General features: G+C 63.8%; 14 protein-coding genes. 13 read left to right on the top strand and 1 reads right to left on the bottom strand.

Annotation, left to right across the window (positions count from 1 at the left end; all coding sequences use genetic code 11):
* The first annotated feature begins 118 nt into the window (after positions 1 to 118).
* From ACN6NG_RS27905 to ACN6NG_RS27890, 4 genes are all read left to right on the top strand, one after another.
* Positions 119 to 1,129, top strand: coding sequence for a class 1 fructose-bisphosphatase (locus tag ACN6NG_RS27905; RefSeq protein WP_012274595.1), 1,011 nt, complete (start codon positions 119 to 121; stop codon positions 1,127 to 1,129).
* Positions 1,130 to 1,132: 3 nt separating this feature from the next.
* Entirely contained in the window at positions 1,133 to 1,729 is a 597-nt protein-coding gene (locus tag ACN6NG_RS27900; protein WP_016502011.1) for a DUF924 family protein, read from the top strand.
* A gap of 227 nt (positions 1,730 to 1,956) precedes the next feature.
* Positions 1,957 to 2,211: an outer membrane protein assembly factor BamE domain-containing protein gene (gene bamE, locus ACN6NG_RS27895; RefSeq protein WP_003249234.1), complete on the top strand. Its 255-nt coding sequence runs from the start codon at positions 1,957 to 1,959 to the stop codon at positions 2,209 to 2,211.
* Positions 2,208 to 2,780, top strand: coding sequence for a lipocalin family protein (locus ACN6NG_RS27890; RefSeq protein WP_016489586.1), 573 nt, complete (start codon positions 2,208 to 2,210; stop codon positions 2,778 to 2,780). Before bamE ends, ACN6NG_RS27890 begins: the two co-directional genes overlap by 4 nt.
* 122 nt (positions 2,781 to 2,902) lie before the next feature.
* Here ACN6NG_RS27890 and ACN6NG_RS27885 read toward each other — a convergent pair whose 3' ends face one another.
* Positions 2,903 to 4,267 (bottom strand): formimidoylglutamate deiminase, encoded by a 1,365-nt coding sequence (locus ACN6NG_RS27885; RefSeq protein WP_474317260.1) that lies wholly within the window; start codon positions 4,265 to 4,267, stop codon positions 2,903 to 2,905.
* A 144-nt stretch (positions 4,268 to 4,411) separates the two neighbouring features.
* On the opposite strand from ACN6NG_RS27885, the gene hutC reads away from it, so the two are divergent.
* The 9 genes from hutC to dtd all read left to right on the top strand — a co-directional run bounded on the left by hutC (position 4,412) and on the right by dtd (position 14,517).
* Positions 4,412 to 5,122 carry a histidine utilization repressor gene (gene hutC / locus ACN6NG_RS27880; RefSeq protein WP_169725194.1) on the top strand — a complete coding sequence of 237 codons (711 nt, stop codon included), beginning with the start codon at positions 4,412 to 4,414 and terminating at the stop codon, positions 5,120 to 5,122.
* Positions 5,119 to 5,691 carry a HutD/Ves family protein gene (locus ACN6NG_RS27875; protein WP_063423328.1) on the top strand — a complete coding sequence of 191 codons (573 nt, stop codon included), beginning with the start codon at positions 5,119 to 5,121 and terminating at the stop codon, positions 5,689 to 5,691. Before hutC ends, ACN6NG_RS27875 begins: the two co-directional genes overlap by 4 nt.
* Positions 5,692 to 6,128: 437 nt before the next feature.
* Positions 6,129 to 7,802: a urocanate hydratase gene (gene hutU / locus ACN6NG_RS27870; RefSeq protein WP_474317257.1), complete on the top strand. Its 1,674-nt coding sequence runs from the start codon at positions 6,129 to 6,131 to the stop codon at positions 7,800 to 7,802.
* Between the two features lie 108 nt (positions 7,803 to 7,910).
* Positions 7,911 to 9,443: a histidine ammonia-lyase gene (gene hutH / locus ACN6NG_RS27865; RefSeq protein WP_016502005.1), complete on the top strand. Its 1,533-nt coding sequence runs from the start codon at positions 7,911 to 7,913 to the stop codon at positions 9,441 to 9,443.
* A 151-nt stretch (positions 9,444 to 9,594) separates the two neighbouring features.
* A complete protein-coding gene (locus tag ACN6NG_RS27860) occupies positions 9,595 to 10,998 on the top strand; it encodes an amino acid permease (protein ID WP_306379750.1) in 1,404 nt (467 codons plus the stop codon).
* Positions 10,999 to 11,013: 15 nt separating this feature from the next.
* On the top strand, positions 11,014 to 12,219 hold the full coding sequence (hutI, locus tag ACN6NG_RS27855) for an imidazolonepropionase (RefSeq protein WP_084966651.1): 1,206 nt from the start codon (positions 11,014 to 11,016) through the stop codon (positions 12,217 to 12,219).
* Between the two features lie 10 nt (positions 12,220 to 12,229).
* Complete coding sequence (gene hutG / locus ACN6NG_RS27850) at positions 12,230 to 13,033, top strand: N-formylglutamate deformylase (RefSeq protein WP_474317253.1); 804 nt, start codon at positions 12,230 to 12,232, stop codon at positions 13,031 to 13,033.
* A gap of 78 nt (positions 13,034 to 13,111) precedes the next feature.
* Positions 13,112 to 14,083 carry a prolyl aminopeptidase gene (pip, locus tag ACN6NG_RS27845; protein WP_474317251.1) on the top strand — a complete coding sequence of 324 codons (972 nt, stop codon included), beginning with the start codon at positions 13,112 to 13,114 and terminating at the stop codon, positions 14,081 to 14,083.
* Entirely contained in the window at positions 14,080 to 14,517 is a 438-nt protein-coding gene (gene dtd / locus ACN6NG_RS27840) for a D-aminoacyl-tRNA deacylase (RefSeq protein WP_049275031.1), read from the top strand. Before pip ends, dtd begins: the two co-directional genes overlap by 4 nt.
* Positions 14,518 to 14,774 lie beyond the last annotated feature (257 nt).

Genomic DNA, 14,774 nt, shown 5'->3' with positions numbered 1-14,774 from the left:
TGAACTAGCGACCTATTGTGCCGTCTGAGAGCCGTGGCGAGTCTCATTGCTCGCTAGCCCGCCACTCTCCCTGTAAACTGCGGGGGTTTTTACTCCCCCAATCCTTTCGGAGCCATACATGTCCCGCGTTACCCTGAGTCGCTATCTGATTGAGCAGACCCGCAGCAACAATACCCCTGCCGATCTGCGCTTCCTGATCGAAGTGGTGGCGCGTGCGTGCAAGGAAATCAGCCATCACGTGTCCAAGGGCGCCCTCGGCGGCGTGCTGGGCAGCATGGGCACTGAAAACGTGCAGGGCGAAGTCCAGAAGAAGCTGGACGTGATTTCCAACGATATCCTGCTGGAAGCCAACGAATGGGGCGGCCACCTGGCCGGCATGGCTTCCGAAGAAATGGACAACGCCTACCAGATCCCGGGCAAGTACCCGAAAGGCGCGTACCTGTTGGTCTTCGACCCACTGGACGGTTCGTCGAACATCGACGTCAACGTCTCGGTCGGCACCATCTTCTCGGTGCTGCGTTGCCCTAACCAGTACCTGAGCCAGAACGAAAGCCTGAACGAAGAAGCCTTCCTGCAGCCAGGCACCGAGCAGGTCGCCGCCGGTTACGCCATCTACGGCCCGCAGACCATGCTGATCCTGACCCTGGGCAACGGCGTCAAGGGCTTCACCCTGGACCGTGAACTGGGCAGCTTCGTCCTGACCCACGAAAACATCCAGGTACCGGCTACCACCGCCGAGTTCGCCATCAACATGTCCAACCAGCGTCACTGGGAAGCCCCGGTACAACGCTACGTGGGCGAACTGCTGGCCGGCGAAACCGGTCCGCTGAAAAAGAACTACAACATGCGCTGGATCGCCTCGATGGTGGCCGACGTGCACCGCATCCTGACCCGTGGCGGCCTGTTCATGTACCCACGTGACGCCCGCGAGCCAAGCAAGCCAGGCAAGCTGCGCCTGATGTACGAAGCCAACCCGATGTCGTTCATCATCGAACAGGCAGGCGGCGCCTCTACCAACGGTTACGATCGCATCCTCGACATCAAGCCAGAAAGCCTGCACCAGCGCGTGTCGGTGATCCTTGGCTCGAAGGAAGAGGTAGAGCGCGTCACCGCCTACCACAAGGAGTAAGTCATGCTCGCACCTTGGCAGCCGTTGCTGGAATGGTGGTTCGGTTGGGGCACCAGTGCCCAGGCCGTGGCTGACGAGAAGAGCACGCTGTGGTTCGGCAAGCATCACGATGCCGATGCCCATGCGCTGTTTGGCGACCTGGTCGAGCACGCCCTGGCGGGTGGGCTCGAAGAGTGGCAGCAAAGCCCGCAGGGCTGGCTGGGCCTGCTGATCTTGCTGGACCAGCTGCCGCGCATGCTCTATCGCGACACACCGCGCGCCTTCGAAGGCGACCGGCGTGCCCAGGTGGTCGCCATGCAGGGCCTGCAGAAGGGCTGGGACTACCAGCTGCTGCCGATCCAGCGTGTGTTCGTGCTGCTGGTGCTGGAGCATGCCGAGGTGCTGGACTGGCAGAACCTCTGTGTCGAGCGTTATCAGTTGTTGCTGGACGAGCAGCCCGAAGCCAGCCGGCGGCTCTTCGAAGGCTTCCTTGACTATGCCGAGCAGCACCAGCGGGTGATTGCCCGGTTTGGGCGCTTCCCGCACCGCAACCTGGTGCTGGAGCGGCCGAGCACCAGCGAAGAGATGGACTTTTTGCTGGAGCCCGGGTCCAGATTCTGAAGCCCACGGGGCCTGCTGCGCAGCCCGTCGCGACACGAGGCCGCACCTGAAAGGGTGCGGCCTTTTTATTGGCGCGTGATTAATGCTTTGTGATTAATCGCACAGTAATGGCCATCCGACCAATGGTGTAGGTGCAAAGGGGGTAGGGCAGGGAACCTGGGAGGGATTTTCCCGTCGAAGGTCACTGCAGGCCACTCGCCTGTTTCCCCTCTTCAGGAGTGTCCTTCATGTCGTTGCGTTCCCTCGCCCTGTTGTCGCTGTGCGTCGTCCTGACTGCCTGCAGCAAGATCAATCAGGAAAACTATTCCAAGATCAAGGCCGGTATGAACAAGGCCGAGGTCGAGCAGTTGCTCGGTACGCCGACCGAGTGCTCTGGCGCGCTGGGCATGAGCAGCTGCACCTGGGGGGACGAGAAGAGCTTCATCAGCGTGCAGTACGCGGCTGACAAGGTGCTGATGTATTCAGGGCAGGGCCTCAAATGAGGCGTCTGTACCTGCTGATGGGGGTATGCCTGGCGTTGCTGCTGGGTGGTTGCGCGGGCTCCGTACACGACCCGCTGGCGCCGAAGACCGCTGGCAACGTCGACCTTAAGCGCTACCAGGGCAAATGGTTCGAACTGGCGCGCCTGCCCATGCGCTACCAGACCGGCTGCGAGCAGTCCGAGGCGCACTACAACCTCAAGCCTGATGGCACGTTTGGTGTGCTCAACCGCTGCCGCACTATGGGTGATGAGTGGCTGCGTGCCGAGGGGCACGCAAGCATCCAAGAGCCCGGGCACACCGATAAACTGTGGGTAGAGTTCGATAACTGGTTCACCAAGCTGGTGCCTGGCGTGGCTCGGGGCGAATACTGGATTCTGTACGTGGACGATCGCTACCGCACGGCAGTGGTCGGCAGCCCGGACCGCAAGTACCTGTGGATACTGTCACGCACGCCGACGCTGCCGGCCTGGGAGCGCGAGCACCTGCTGGCCAAGGCACGCCAGCAGGGGTATGACACCAGCCGGCTGATCTGGCGGGCTTCGGACCAGCAGATCGTCAAGATGCACTGAGGTTGGCTTTGCTGGCCTCATCGCCGGCAAGCCAGCTCCCACAGGTGCGGCGCGGTTCTCGATAACTGTGCTGGCCCTGTGGGAGCTGGCTTGCCAGCGATAGGGCCGGAGCAGGCAAGCAGTCAGCCCAAGAGCTGCCGCAACACCCCGGCAAAAGCCTGCGCGCTTTCCTCTTCCTGCGCATGCCGCCCCTGGCGCACCACCCATTGCCCGTTCACCATCACATCGCGCACTTGGCGATCCCCGCCAGCAAACAGCCAGCGGTTGAGAATGGCATCGCCATCCGCCAGGGCGATGTAGGGGTCTTGTCCATCCAGTACCAGCCAGTCGGCGCGCTTGCCCACAGCCAGTTCCCCGACCGCTTGCCCCAGTGCCTGTGCACCGCCCGCGAGCGCAGCGTCGTACAGCGTGCGCCCGACCATCGGCTGATCGCCGCGGTACAAGCGGTTGCGTCGCTGGTCACGCAGCCGCTGGCCATATTCCAGCCAGCGCAGTTCTTCCACCACGCTCAGCGACACATGGCTGTCCGAGCCAATACCCATACGCCCGCCCTGGGCCAGGAAGTCCACCGCCGGGAAAATCCCGTCGCCCAGGTTGGCCTCGGTGGTCAGGCACAACCCGGCCACCGCGCCACTGCGGGCCATGGCGGTGACTTCATCCGGCTCGGCATGGGTGGCATGCACCAGGCACCAGCGACGGTCCACCTCCACATGCTCGTACAACCATTGCAGCGGGCGCAGGCCGCTCCACCCCAGGCAGTCGTCCACTTCCTTCTGCTGCTCGGCGATATGGATATGCACCGGGCATTGCTTGTCGCTGGCCGCCAGCACTTCGGCAATCTGCCCCGGCGTCACCGCACGCAGCGAGTGGAAGCACAGGCCCAGATGCTGAGCGGGTTGCGCGGCCAGTAGCGGGGCCAGTTGCGTTTGCAGTTGCAGGTACTGTTCGGTGGAGTTGATGAAGCGCCGCTGCCCGTCGTTCGGTGCCTGCCCGCCAAACCCGGCGTAGCTGTACAACACCGGCAACAAGGTCAGGCCAATGCCACTGTCGGCAGCGGCCGCGCTGATGCGGCGGGACAGCTCGGCCGGGTCGGCGTAGGCCTTGCCTGCCTGGTCGTGATGCACGTAATGGAATTCGGCCACCGAGGTGTAGCCGGCCTTGAGCATTTCGATATACAGCTGGCGGGCGATGACCTGCAGCTGCTCCGGGGTGATCTGCCCGACCAGGCGGTACATCAGGTCGCGCCAGGTCCAGAAGCTGTCGTTGGGGTTGCCGGCGACTTCCGCCAAACCCGCCATGGCGCGCTGGAAGGCATGCGAGTGCAGGTTGGGCATGCCGGGTAGCAACGGGCCGGCCAGGCGCTCGGCGCCTTCGGCCGAAGCGCCCGGCTCGATGCGGGTCACATGGCCATCGCTGGCGACCTCGATACGGACATGGCTGGCCCAGCCCGTAGGCAACAGAGCGCGTTCGGCGAAGTAGGCGGACATCGGTCAAATCCTGTTATTGTTAACTTGTATATACATATACAGGCGTTTGCCTGCCGGGTAAACTGCGGCAAGCTACCGCTCATTCCCTATGCACAAGGATCCAACGCCGTGCCGACACCTCCTGTCTCCGCGCTGGTTGCCCAGATGGGCGAGGGCCCGGCGCCGCTGTATGCCCGGGTCAAACAGATGATCATCCAGCAGATCGACAACGGCAGCTGGCCGCCGCATCACCGGGTCCCCTCGGAGAGTGAATTGGTCAACGAGCTGGGCTTCAGCCGCATGACCATCAACCGTGCCCTGCGCGAACTCACGGCCGACGGCCTGCTGGTGCGCATGCAGGGGGTCGGCACGTTCGTAGCCGAGCCAAAGGGCCGTTCGGCGTTGTTCGAAGTCAACAACATTGCCGATGAAATTGCCGCACGCGGCCATCAGCATAGCTGCCAGGTAATCACGCTCACCGAGGAAGCAGCCGGTTCCGAACGGGCCCTGGCCCTGGACATGCGTGAAGGCCAGCGGGTGTTCCACTCGCTGATCGTGCATTTCGAGAACGGTGTGCCGGTGCAGATCGAGGACCGCTACGTCAACGCCGCTATCGCACCCGACTACCTCAAGCAGGATTTCACCCGGCAGACGCCATATGCCTACCTGTCCCAGGTAGCGCCGCTGACCGAGGGTGAACACGTGGTCGAAGCCATCCTGGCCGAGCCGGAAGAATGCCGCCTGCTGCAGATAGAGCGGGGCGAACCTTGCCTGCTGATCCGCCGTCGTACCTGGTCCGGCCGCCAGCCGGTAACCGCGGCGCGGCTGATCCACCCCGGTTCCCGTCATCGCCTGGAAGGACGTTTCAGCAAATGAGCCAGCTGCAGTTGTTGCGCGCACAGGATTACCCGCGCATGCCGTGGAAGAACGGTGGCGGTTTCACCGAAGAGATCACCCGCGACAGTGGAGAGGGCCTGGACGGCTTTGGCTGGCGCCTGTCGATTGCCGATATCGAAGAGTCTGGCGGCTTTTCCACCTTCGCCGGTTACCAGCGGATCATCACCGTGCTGCAGGGCGATGGCATGCGCCTGTTGGTCGATGGCCAGCCCAGCCGGCCGTTGCTGCCATTCGATGCCTTTGCCTTCAGCGGCGAAAGCCAGGTCAGCTGCAAGCTGCTGGGTGGGGCGATCCGCGATTTCAACCTGATCTATGCACCGCAACGGTACCGGGCCCGGTTGCAGTGGTTCGATGGCACGAGCCGTTTGTACAGCTCGGCGTCGACGGTGCTGTTGTTTGCTGCAAGCAGCCATGTGGAAGTGACCATGGCGGGGCGTGAGGTGCAGCGGTTGGGGTTGTATGACTGCCTGCGGCTGGAGGGCAACGATGAGTTGCTGGGGTTGGACGTGCAGGGAAGGTGCTGCCTGATTGAGCTGGTTGAGCGCTGAGGGTTCGGGTGTAGATTTTATGCGCCTGTGAGATCGAGCGCCGCCCGCGCGGCGCATCGCGACGCAAGGCCGCTCCCACATTTGTTTCGGGCCAGTCCCTCCTGTGCCATGCGCGCGCGACCGCCTTGTTTGTACGACGCGATATTGAGCCATGCGCCAAGGGCTCGCGCGCGAATCCCACAGGAGTAATTGGCCCGAAACAAATGTGGGAGCGGCCTTGCGTCGCGATGCGCCGCGCGGGCGGCGCTCGATTTACGCGCCGCCGCAAAACTCGAGCCGGACCGAAGCCCGCTTCACCCCCCCCCCCAAAAAAAAATCAAAGCAGGAACAACAGGTCCAACTATTTTGGTTGTCCATGCTTGTACATACAAGTAAAGGTGTGTTTGTATATTGACCACGACATACCCGCCCGCGGACGACCGCAGAGGACCTTTCCCGTGACCGACAACAACAAATACCGTGACGTTGAAATCCGTGCCCCACGTGGCAACAAGCTGACCGCCAAAAGCTGGCTGACCGAAGCGCCACTGCGCATGCTGATGAACAACCTCGACCCACAGGTTGCGGAAAACCCGAAAGAACTGGTGGTGTACGGCGGTATCGGCCGCGCCGCCCGCAACTGGGAATGCTACGACAAGATCGTCGAAACCCTGACCCGCCTGGAAGACGACGAAACCCTGCTGGTGCAGTCGGGCAAGCCGGTCGGCGTGTTCAAGACCCACAGCAACGCCCCGCGCGTGCTGATTGCCAACTCCAACCTGGTGCCGCACTGGGCCAACTGGGAACACTTCAACGAACTGGACGCCAAGGGCCTGGCCATGTACGGCCAGATGACCGCCGGCAGCTGGATCTACATCGGCAGCCAGGGCATCGTCCAGGGCACTTATGAAACCTTCGTCGAAGCCGGTCGCCAGCACTACGGCGGCAGCCTGAAAGGCAAGTGGGTACTCACCGCAGGCCTCGGCGGCATGGGCGGCGCCCAGCCACTGGCTGCTACCCTGGCTGGCGCCTGCTCGCTGAACATCGAATGCCAGCAGAGCCGCATCGACTTCCGTCTGGAAACCCGCTACGTCGACGAGCAGGCCACCGACCTCGACGACGCCCTGGTGCGCATCGCCAAATACACCGCCGAAGGCAAGGCCATCTCCATCGCCCTGCACGGCAACGCTGCCGAAATCCTGCCAGAGCTGGTCAAGCGTGGCGTGCGCCCGGACATGGTCACCGACCAGACCAGCGCCCACGACCCGCTCAACGGCTACCTGCCTGCCGGCTGGACCTGGGAGCAGTACCGCGACCGCGCGCAGACCGAACCGGCTGCAGTGGTCAAGGCCGCCAAGCAGTCGATGGCCGTGCACGTGCAGGCCATGCTGGACTTCCAGAAGCAGGGCGTCCCGACCTTCGACTATGGCAACAACATCCGCCAGATGGCCAAGGAAGAGGGCGTGGCCAGTGCCTTCGACTTCCCGGGCTTCGTCCCTGCCTATATCCGTCCGCTGTTCTGCCGCGGCGTAGGCCCGTTCCGCTGGGCGGCGCTGTCTGGCGAGGCCGAGGACATCTACAAGACCGACGCCAAGGTCAAGGAACTGATCCCCGACGACGCCCACCTGCACCGCTGGCTGGACATGGCCCGCGAGCGCATCAGCTTCCAGGGCCTGCCGGCACGTATCTGCTGGGTTGGCCTGGGCCTGCGCGCCAAGCTGGGCCTGGCCTTCAACGAAATGGTCCGCAGCGGCGAGCTGTCGGCACCGGTGGTGATCGGCCGTGACCACCTGGACTCGGGTTCGGTCTCCAGCCCCAACCGCGAAACCGAAGCCATGCGTGATGGCTCGGACGCTGTGTCCGACTGGCCGCTGCTCAACGCCCTGCTGAACACCGCAGGCGGCGCTACCTGGGTGTCGCTGCACCATGGTGGTGGCGTGGGCATGGGCTTCTCTCAGCACTCGGGCATGGTCATCGTCTGCGACGGCACCGATGAAGCCGCCGAGCGCATCGCCCGTGTACTGACCAACGACCCAGGGACTGGCGTCATGCGCCACGCCGATGCCGGTTATGACATCGCCATCGACTGCGCCAAGGAGCAGGGCCTGGACCTGCCGATGATCACTGGCTGATTGCCACGCTTTGGATCGCACCCCGCCAGGGGTGATACTGAACAACAAGAAGGAGCGCGCAGGCACCCACGAACGGGCCTGCGGCTCCACGCGATTTGGAGTAGTAACGTGACCGAACTCACCCTCAAGCCCGGCACCCTGACCCTGGCCCAGCTGCGCGCGATCCATGCCGCGCCCGTGCGCCTGCAACTGGATGCCAGCGCCGCGCCGGCCATCGACGCCAGCGTCGCCTGTGTCGAGCAGATCATTGCCGAAGACCGCACTGCCTACGGCATCAACACCGGTTTCGGGCTGCTGGCTTCGACCCGCATCGCCAGCCACGACCTGGAAAACCTGCAGCGCTCGCTGGTGCTGTCCCACGCCGCTGGCATTGGCGCGCCGCTGGATGACGACCTGGTGCGGTTGATCATGGTGCTGAAAATCAACAGCCTCAGCCGCGGCTTCTCCGGCATTCGCCGCAAAGTCATCGACGCGCTGATCGCCCTGGTCAACGCCGAAGTCTACCCGCACATCCCGCTGAAAGGCTCGGTGGGTGCTTCCGGCGACCTGGCGCCGCTGGCGCACATGTCGCTGGTGCTGCTGGGCGAAGGCAAAGCCCGCTACAAGGGCCAGTGGCTGTCGGCCACCGAAGCCCTGGCGGTTGCCGGCCTCGAACCGCTGACCCTGGCTGCCAAAGAGGGCCTGGCCCTGCTCAACGGCACCCAGGCGTCCACCGCCTATGCCCTGCGTGGACTGTTCTATGCCGAAGACTTGTACGCTGCGGCTATCGCCTGCGGCGGCCTGAGCGTCGAAGCCGTACTGGGCTCGCGTTCGCCGTTCGATGCGCGTATTCACGAAGCGCGTGGCCAGCGCGGCCAGATCGACACTGCCGCGTGTTTCCGCGACCTGCTGGGCGATTCCAGCGAAGTGTCGCTGTCGCACAAGAACTGCGACAAGGTCCAGGACCCGTACTCGCTGCGCTGCCAGCCGCAGGTCATGGGCGCGTGCCTGACCCAGCTGCGTCAGGCTGCCGAGGTGCTGGGCATCGAAGCCAACGCCGTGTCGGACAACCCGCTGGTGTTCGCTGCCGAGGGTGACGTGATTTCCGGTGGCAACTTCCACGCAGAACCGGTGGCCATGGCCGCCGACAACCTGGCCCTGGCCATCGCCGAAATCGGTTCGCTCAGCGAGCGCCGCATCTCGCTGATGATGGACAAGCACATGTCCCAGCTGCCGCCGTTCCTGGTGGAAAACGGTGGGGTCAACTCCGGCTTCATGATCGCCCAGGTCACCGCTGCCGCCCTGGCCAGCGAGAACAAGGCCCTGTCGCACCCGCACAGCGTCGACAGCCTGCCGACCTCGGCCAACCAGGAAGACCACGTATCGATGGCCCCGGCTGCCGGCAAGCGCCTGTGGGAAATGGCCGAAAACACCCGTGGCGTGCTGGCCATCGAATGGCTGGGCGCATGCCAGGGCCTGGACCTGCGCAAAGGCCTGAAGACTTCGGCCAAGCTGGAGAAAGCACGCCAGGCGCTGCGCAGCGAAGTGGCGCACTACGACCGTGACCGTTTCTTCGCGCCGGACATCGAAAAGGCTGTGGAACTGTTGGCCAAGGGTAGTTTGACCGGTTTGCTGCCGGCAGGTGTGCTGCCAAGCCTGTAATGCCCCCTGGGGCCGCTGTGCGGCCCATTCGCAGCACAAGGCTGCTCCTGCAAAAGCGACGCGCTCCCTTGTAGGAGCAGCCTTGTGCTGCGAAAGGGCTGCATGCCAGCCCCCTGATCTCACGACCACAAAAACAATTTAAGGACGTGACATGCAACAAGCTCAAGGTCTCAAGCGCGGGCTAAATGCCCGCCACATCCGTTTCATGGCCCTCGGTTCCGCCATCGGAACCGGGCTGTTCTACGGCTCCGCCTCAGCCATCCAGATGGCAGGCCCGGCCGTGCTGCTGGCTTACCTGATCGGCGGCGCCGCTGTGTTCATGGTCATGCGCGCACTCGGCGAAATGGCCGTGCACAACCCGGTGGCCGGCTCCTTCGGCCACTACGCCAGTACCTACCTCGGCCCCATGGCCGGCTTCATCCTCGGCTGGACCTACGCCTTCGAGATGGTCATTGTCGCTATCGCCGACGTCACCGCCTTCGGTATCTACATGGGCTTCTGGTTCCCGGAAGTGGCCCGCTGGATCTGGGTGCTGGGCATCGTCTTCCTGATCGGCGGCCTCAACCTGTGCAACGTCAAGGTGTTCGGCGAGATGGAGTTCTGGCTGTCGCTGCTCAAGGTTGGCGCCATTGTCGCGATGATCCTGGCCGGCCTCGGCATCATGGCCTTCGGCTTCAGCCAGGTGGGTACCGGGCATGCCGTAGGGCTGAGCAACCTGTTCGACCATGGCGGCTTCATGCCCAATGGCGTGGGCGGGCTGATCGCCTCCTTTGCCGTGGTGATGTTCGCCTTCGGCGGTATCGAGATCATTGGCGTGACTGCCGGTGAAGCCAAGGACCCGCAGCGGGTCATCCCCAAGGCAATCAACGCCGTGCCCCTGCGCATCCTGCTGTTCTATGTGCTCACCCTGTTCGTGCTGATGTGCCTGTACCCGTGGCCGCAGATCGGCAGCGAAGGTAGCCCGTTCGTGCAGATTTTCAGCAACCTGGGGATTGGCTCTGCCGCCGCAGTGCTGAACGTGGTGGTGATTTCCGCTGCGATCTCGGCCATCAACAGTGACATCTTCGGTGCTGGCCGCATGATGTATGGCCTGGCCCATCAAGGCCATGCGCCACGCAGTTTCGGCAATCTGTCGAAACACGGTGTGCCATGGATGACCGTGGTGGTGATGGGCGCCGCGCTGCTGATTGGCGTGCTGCTCAACTACCTGATCCCTGAGAACGTGTTCCTGCTGATCGCTTCGATCGCCACCTTCGCCACCGTGTGGGTGTGGTTGATGATCCTGCTCACCCAAGTGGCCATGCGCCGCAGCATGAGCCGTGAAGAAGTGGCCCAGCTCAAGTTCCCGGTACCGTTCTGGCCATACGGCCCGGCTATGGCCATTGCGTTCATGGTCTTCATCTTTGGCGTGCTCGGTTACTTCCCGGATACCCAGGCGGCATTGATCGTCGGCGTGATATGGGTGGTGTTCCTGGTGGCGTCCTACCTGCTGTGGTGCAAGCCGCGCGCAGGGCAGGGCCAGCCCGTAGCAGAGCCTGTCGAGCTGCACCGCTAGCAAAGGAGATTGTGCATGAGAACCGTCTGGCAGCATTGCCATGTGGCAACCATGGCCGAGGGCCGTTACTCGGCCATCGAAGACGCGGCCATCGTCACCAGCGCCGGGCTGATCGAATGGATCGGCCCACGCGCCGAGCTGGCGCCGGTCGACGCTGACCGCACGGTGGACCTGGGCGGCGCCTGGGTCACCCCCGGGCTGATCGATTGCCACACCCACGCCGTGTTCGGTGGCAACCGCAGTGGCGAGTTCGAGCAGCGCCTGCAAGGCGTCAGCTACGCCGAAATCGCCGCCCAGGGCGGCGGTATCGCCAGCACCGTGCGGGCCACCCGCGCGGCCAGCGAGGACGAGCTGTTCGCCAGTGCCCGCCAGCGGGTGCAGGCGCTGATGCGCGATGGTGTGACCACCCTCGAGATCAAGTCCGGTTACGGCCTGGACCTGGCCAACGAGCGCAAGATGCTGCGCGTGGCCCGGCGCCTTGCCGACGAGCTGCCGCTGGCGGTGCGCGCCACCTGCCTGGCCGCGCACGCCCTGCCGCCGGAGTACGCCGGCCGGGCCGACGACTACATCGCGCACATCTGTGACGAGATGCTGCCGGCCCTGGCCGCCGAAGGCCTGGTGGATGCGGTCGATGCGTTCTGTGAACACCTGGCGTTCTCCCCGGCCCAGGTCGAGCGGCTGTTCATCAAGGCGCGTGAGCTGGGCCTGCCGGTCAAGCTGCACGCCGAACAGCTGTCGTCGCTGCATGGCTCGAGCCTGGCGGCCCGCTACCAGGCGCTGTCGGCCGACCACCTTGAGTTCATGACCGAGGAAGACGCCATTGCCATGGCCGCAGCCGGCACGGTCGCCGTGCTGCTGCCGGGCGCCTTCTATTTCTTGCGTGAAACCCAGCTGCCACCGATGGATGCATTGCGCCGCCACGGGGTGAAGATTGCCCTGGCCAGCGACCTCAACCCCGGCACCTCGCCAGGGCTGTCGCTGCGGCTGATGTTGAACATGGGCTGCACGTGTTTCCGCATGACGCCGGAAGAAGCCTTGGCCGGCGTCACCGTGCATGCCGCCACGGCGTTGGGCCTGGGCGACAGCCACGGCTCGCTGGAAGTGGGCAAGGTAGCCGACTTCGTCGCCTGGCAAATCGAACGCCCCGCCGACCTGGCCTACTGGCTGGGTGGCGACCTGCCCAAGCGCGTGGTGCGCAAGGGCCACGAAATCTCCAACTGAGCGAGGCACGATGGACAAGGTTCTGAGTTTTCACCAAGGCCGCCTGCCGCTGCTGATCAGCATGCCGCACGCCGGCCTGCGCCTGAGCGACGCCGTGCGTGATGGCCTGGTCGAGGAGGCGCGCAGCTTGCCGGACACCGACTGGCACATCCCGCAGTTGTACGACTTCGCCCGCGACCTGGGCGCCAGCGTGGTAGCCGCAGAGTACTCGCGCTTCGTCATCGACCTGAACCGCCCGGATGACGACAAGCCGTTGTACGCAGGCGCCACCACTGGCCTGTACCCGGCCACGTTGTTCGAGGGCGAGCCGCTGTTCAAGCAGGGGTTGGCGCCGTCTGGCGAAGAACGCAAACGCTACCTGGAACAGATCTGGCGCCCGTATCACGGTACCCTTCGTCGCGAACTGGACCGGTTGCGTGAGCAGTTTGGCTATGCCCTGTTGTGGGATGCCCACTCGATCCGCTCGCACATCCCGCACCTGTTCGATGGCAAGTTGCCGGACTTCAACCTGGGTACCTTCAATGGCGCCAGCTGCGATCCGGTGCTGGCCGAGCGGTTGCAGGGCGTGTGCGCCGAAGCGACAGGTTACAGTCATGTATTGAATGGTCGGTTCAAAGGCGGACACATCACCCGGCACTATGGTGACCCCGCGAAGCATATCCATGCGGTGCAGCTGGAGTTGGCGCAAAGCACGTACATGGAGGAAACCGAGCCGTTTACCTACCGGGAAGACCTGGCGCAACCGACGCAGGTGGTTCTGAAGCAGCTTTTGCAAGCGCTGCTGGCTTGGGGGGCAGAACGATACCAGCGTTGAGTGGAAGAGGCGGTGCTCAAAGCGCAATTCAGGTTTATGATGCCCAACGGCAGTCAATATCCTCACACGGAGTGCGCAATGCAGACCCTCTACCCGCAGATCAAACCCTACGCCCGGCACGATCTGGCCGTGGAAGCGCCGCATGTGCTGTATGTCGATGAAAGCGGCTCGCCGGAAGGTCTGCCCGTGGTATTCATCCACGGTGGCCCGGGTGCTGGCTGCGATGCCCAGAGCCGTTGCTACTTTGACCCCAACCTGTACCGCATCATCACCTTCGACCAGCGCGGCTGTGGCCGCTCCACGCCCCATGCGAGCCTGGAGAACAACACAACCTGGCACCTGGTCGAGGACCTGGAGCGTATCCGCGAGCACCTGGGCATCGACAAATGGGTGCTGTTCGGCGGCTCGTGGGGCTCGACCCTGGCCCTGGCCTACGCCCAGACCCACCCCGAGCGTGTGCATGGGCTGATCCTGCGCGGCATCTTCCTGTGCCGGCCGCAGGAGATCGAGTGGTTCTACCAGGAGGGCGCCAGCCGCCTGTTCCCCGACTACTGGCAGGACTACATCGCGCCGATTCCGCCGGAAGAACGCGGCGACCTGGTCAAGGCCTTCCACAAGCGCCTCACCGGTAACGATCAGATTGCCCAGATGCACGCCGCCAAGGCGTGGTCTACCTGGGAGGGCCGTACTGCCACCTTGCGCCCGAACCCGCTGGTGGTCGACCGCTTCTCCGAGCCGCAGCGTGCGCTGTCGATCGCCCGTATCGAATGCCACTATTTCATGAACAACGCCTTCCTCGAACCGGGCCAGCTGATCCGCGACCTGCCGAAGATCGCCCACCTGCCAGCGGTGATCGTGCACGGTCGCTATGACGTGATCTGTCCGCTGGACAACGCCTGGGCCCTGCACCAGGCCTGGCCGAACAGCGAACTGAAGGTGATCCGCGACGCCGGCCACGCCGCGTCCGAGCCGGGCATCACCGATGCCCTGGTGCGGGCAGCCGAGCAGATGGCCCGGCGCCTGCTCGACCTGCCCCTGGAAGAAGCATGAGGGGTTTGCTGCAGCGCGTGCGCGGTGCGCGGGTTGAAGTGGCGGGGCAGGTGGTTGGCGCCATCGACCAGGGTTTGCTGGTGCTGGTGGCCGTCGAGCCTGAAGATTCCCGCGAGCAGGCCGATAAACTGTTGCACAAGCTGCTGAACTACCGTGTATTCAGCGATGAGCAAGGCAAGATGAACCTGTCGCTCAAGGATGTCGGGGGTGGTTTGTTGCTGGTGTCGCAGTTCACCTTGGCGGCGGACACCCGCAACGGCATGCGCCCGAGCTTCTCGACGGCAGCGCCGCCGGCCCTCGGGGCTGAATTGTTCGACTATCTTTTGCAGCAAGCGAAGCGCCAGCATGCCGACGTGGCGAGCGGGCAATTCGGGGCAGACATGCAGGTGCATCTGGTCAATGATGGCCCCGTAACATTTATGTTACAAATATGAGGTCAAAAAACCCTTTGTTTACAGGAAAACAAGGGGTTTTGTACGATAAATAGTTGTTCCAGCCTGATGCGTTGTCACGCGACCTGCTGGATAATCGCGCGCTGCATGGACCTGCGTTCGCAGGTTCGTTTCACTCTGACTCGAGCATTGTCTGGATCCGTTTGGGGAATCATTACGCCCTCACGGGGTCCGAACAGTGCTCGCCAACCCGGCATTAGTCGCTGGCCGTTGGTTTCATGATCTGTTTTCGGCGAGGG

This window comes from Pseudomonas sp. TSO6 (genome assembly GCF_056098905.1).
Note: the sequence above shows the minus strand (reverse complement) of the source record. Positions and strands in the feature narration are given on the sequence as shown.

Excerpts from the sequence above, each read along its gene's own strand:
- hutG (WP_474317253.1), top strand. The coding sequence starts at position 12,230 with ATGGACAAGGTTCTGAGTTTTCACCAAGGCCGCCTGCCGCTGCTGATC.
- dtd (WP_049275031.1), top strand. The coding sequence starts at position 14,080 with ATGAGGGGTTTGCTGCAGCGCGTGCGCGGTGCGCGGGTTGAAGTGGCG.
- ACN6NG_RS27890 (WP_016489586.1), top strand. The coding sequence starts at position 2,208 with ATGAGGCGTCTGTACCTGCTGATGGGGGTATGCCTGGCGTTGCTGCTG.
- ACN6NG_RS27860 (WP_306379750.1), top strand. The coding sequence starts at position 9,595 with ATGCAACAAGCTCAAGGTCTCAAGCGCGGGCTAAATGCCCGCCACATC.
- hutC (WP_169725194.1), top strand. The coding sequence starts at position 4,412 with ATGGGCGAGGGCCCGGCGCCGCTGTATGCCCGGGTCAAACAGATGATC.
- hutI (WP_084966651.1), top strand. The coding sequence starts at position 11,014 with ATGAGAACCGTCTGGCAGCATTGCCATGTGGCAACCATGGCCGAGGGC.
- pip (WP_474317251.1), top strand. The coding sequence starts at position 13,112 with ATGCAGACCCTCTACCCGCAGATCAAACCCTACGCCCGGCACGATCTG.
- ACN6NG_RS27875 (WP_063423328.1), top strand. The coding sequence starts at position 5,119 with ATGAGCCAGCTGCAGTTGTTGCGCGCACAGGATTACCCGCGCATGCCG.
- ACN6NG_RS27900 (WP_016502011.1), top strand. The coding sequence starts at position 1,133 with ATGCTCGCACCTTGGCAGCCGTTGCTGGAATGGTGGTTCGGTTGGGGC.
- ACN6NG_RS27885 (WP_474317260.1), bottom strand. The coding sequence starts at position 4,267 with ATGTCCGCCTACTTCGCCGAACGCGCTCTGTTGCCTACGGGCTGGGCC.
- ACN6NG_RS27905 (WP_012274595.1), top strand. The coding sequence starts at position 119 with ATGTCCCGCGTTACCCTGAGTCGCTATCTGATTGAGCAGACCCGCAGC.
- bamE (WP_003249234.1), top strand. The coding sequence starts at position 1,957 with ATGTCGTTGCGTTCCCTCGCCCTGTTGTCGCTGTGCGTCGTCCTGACT.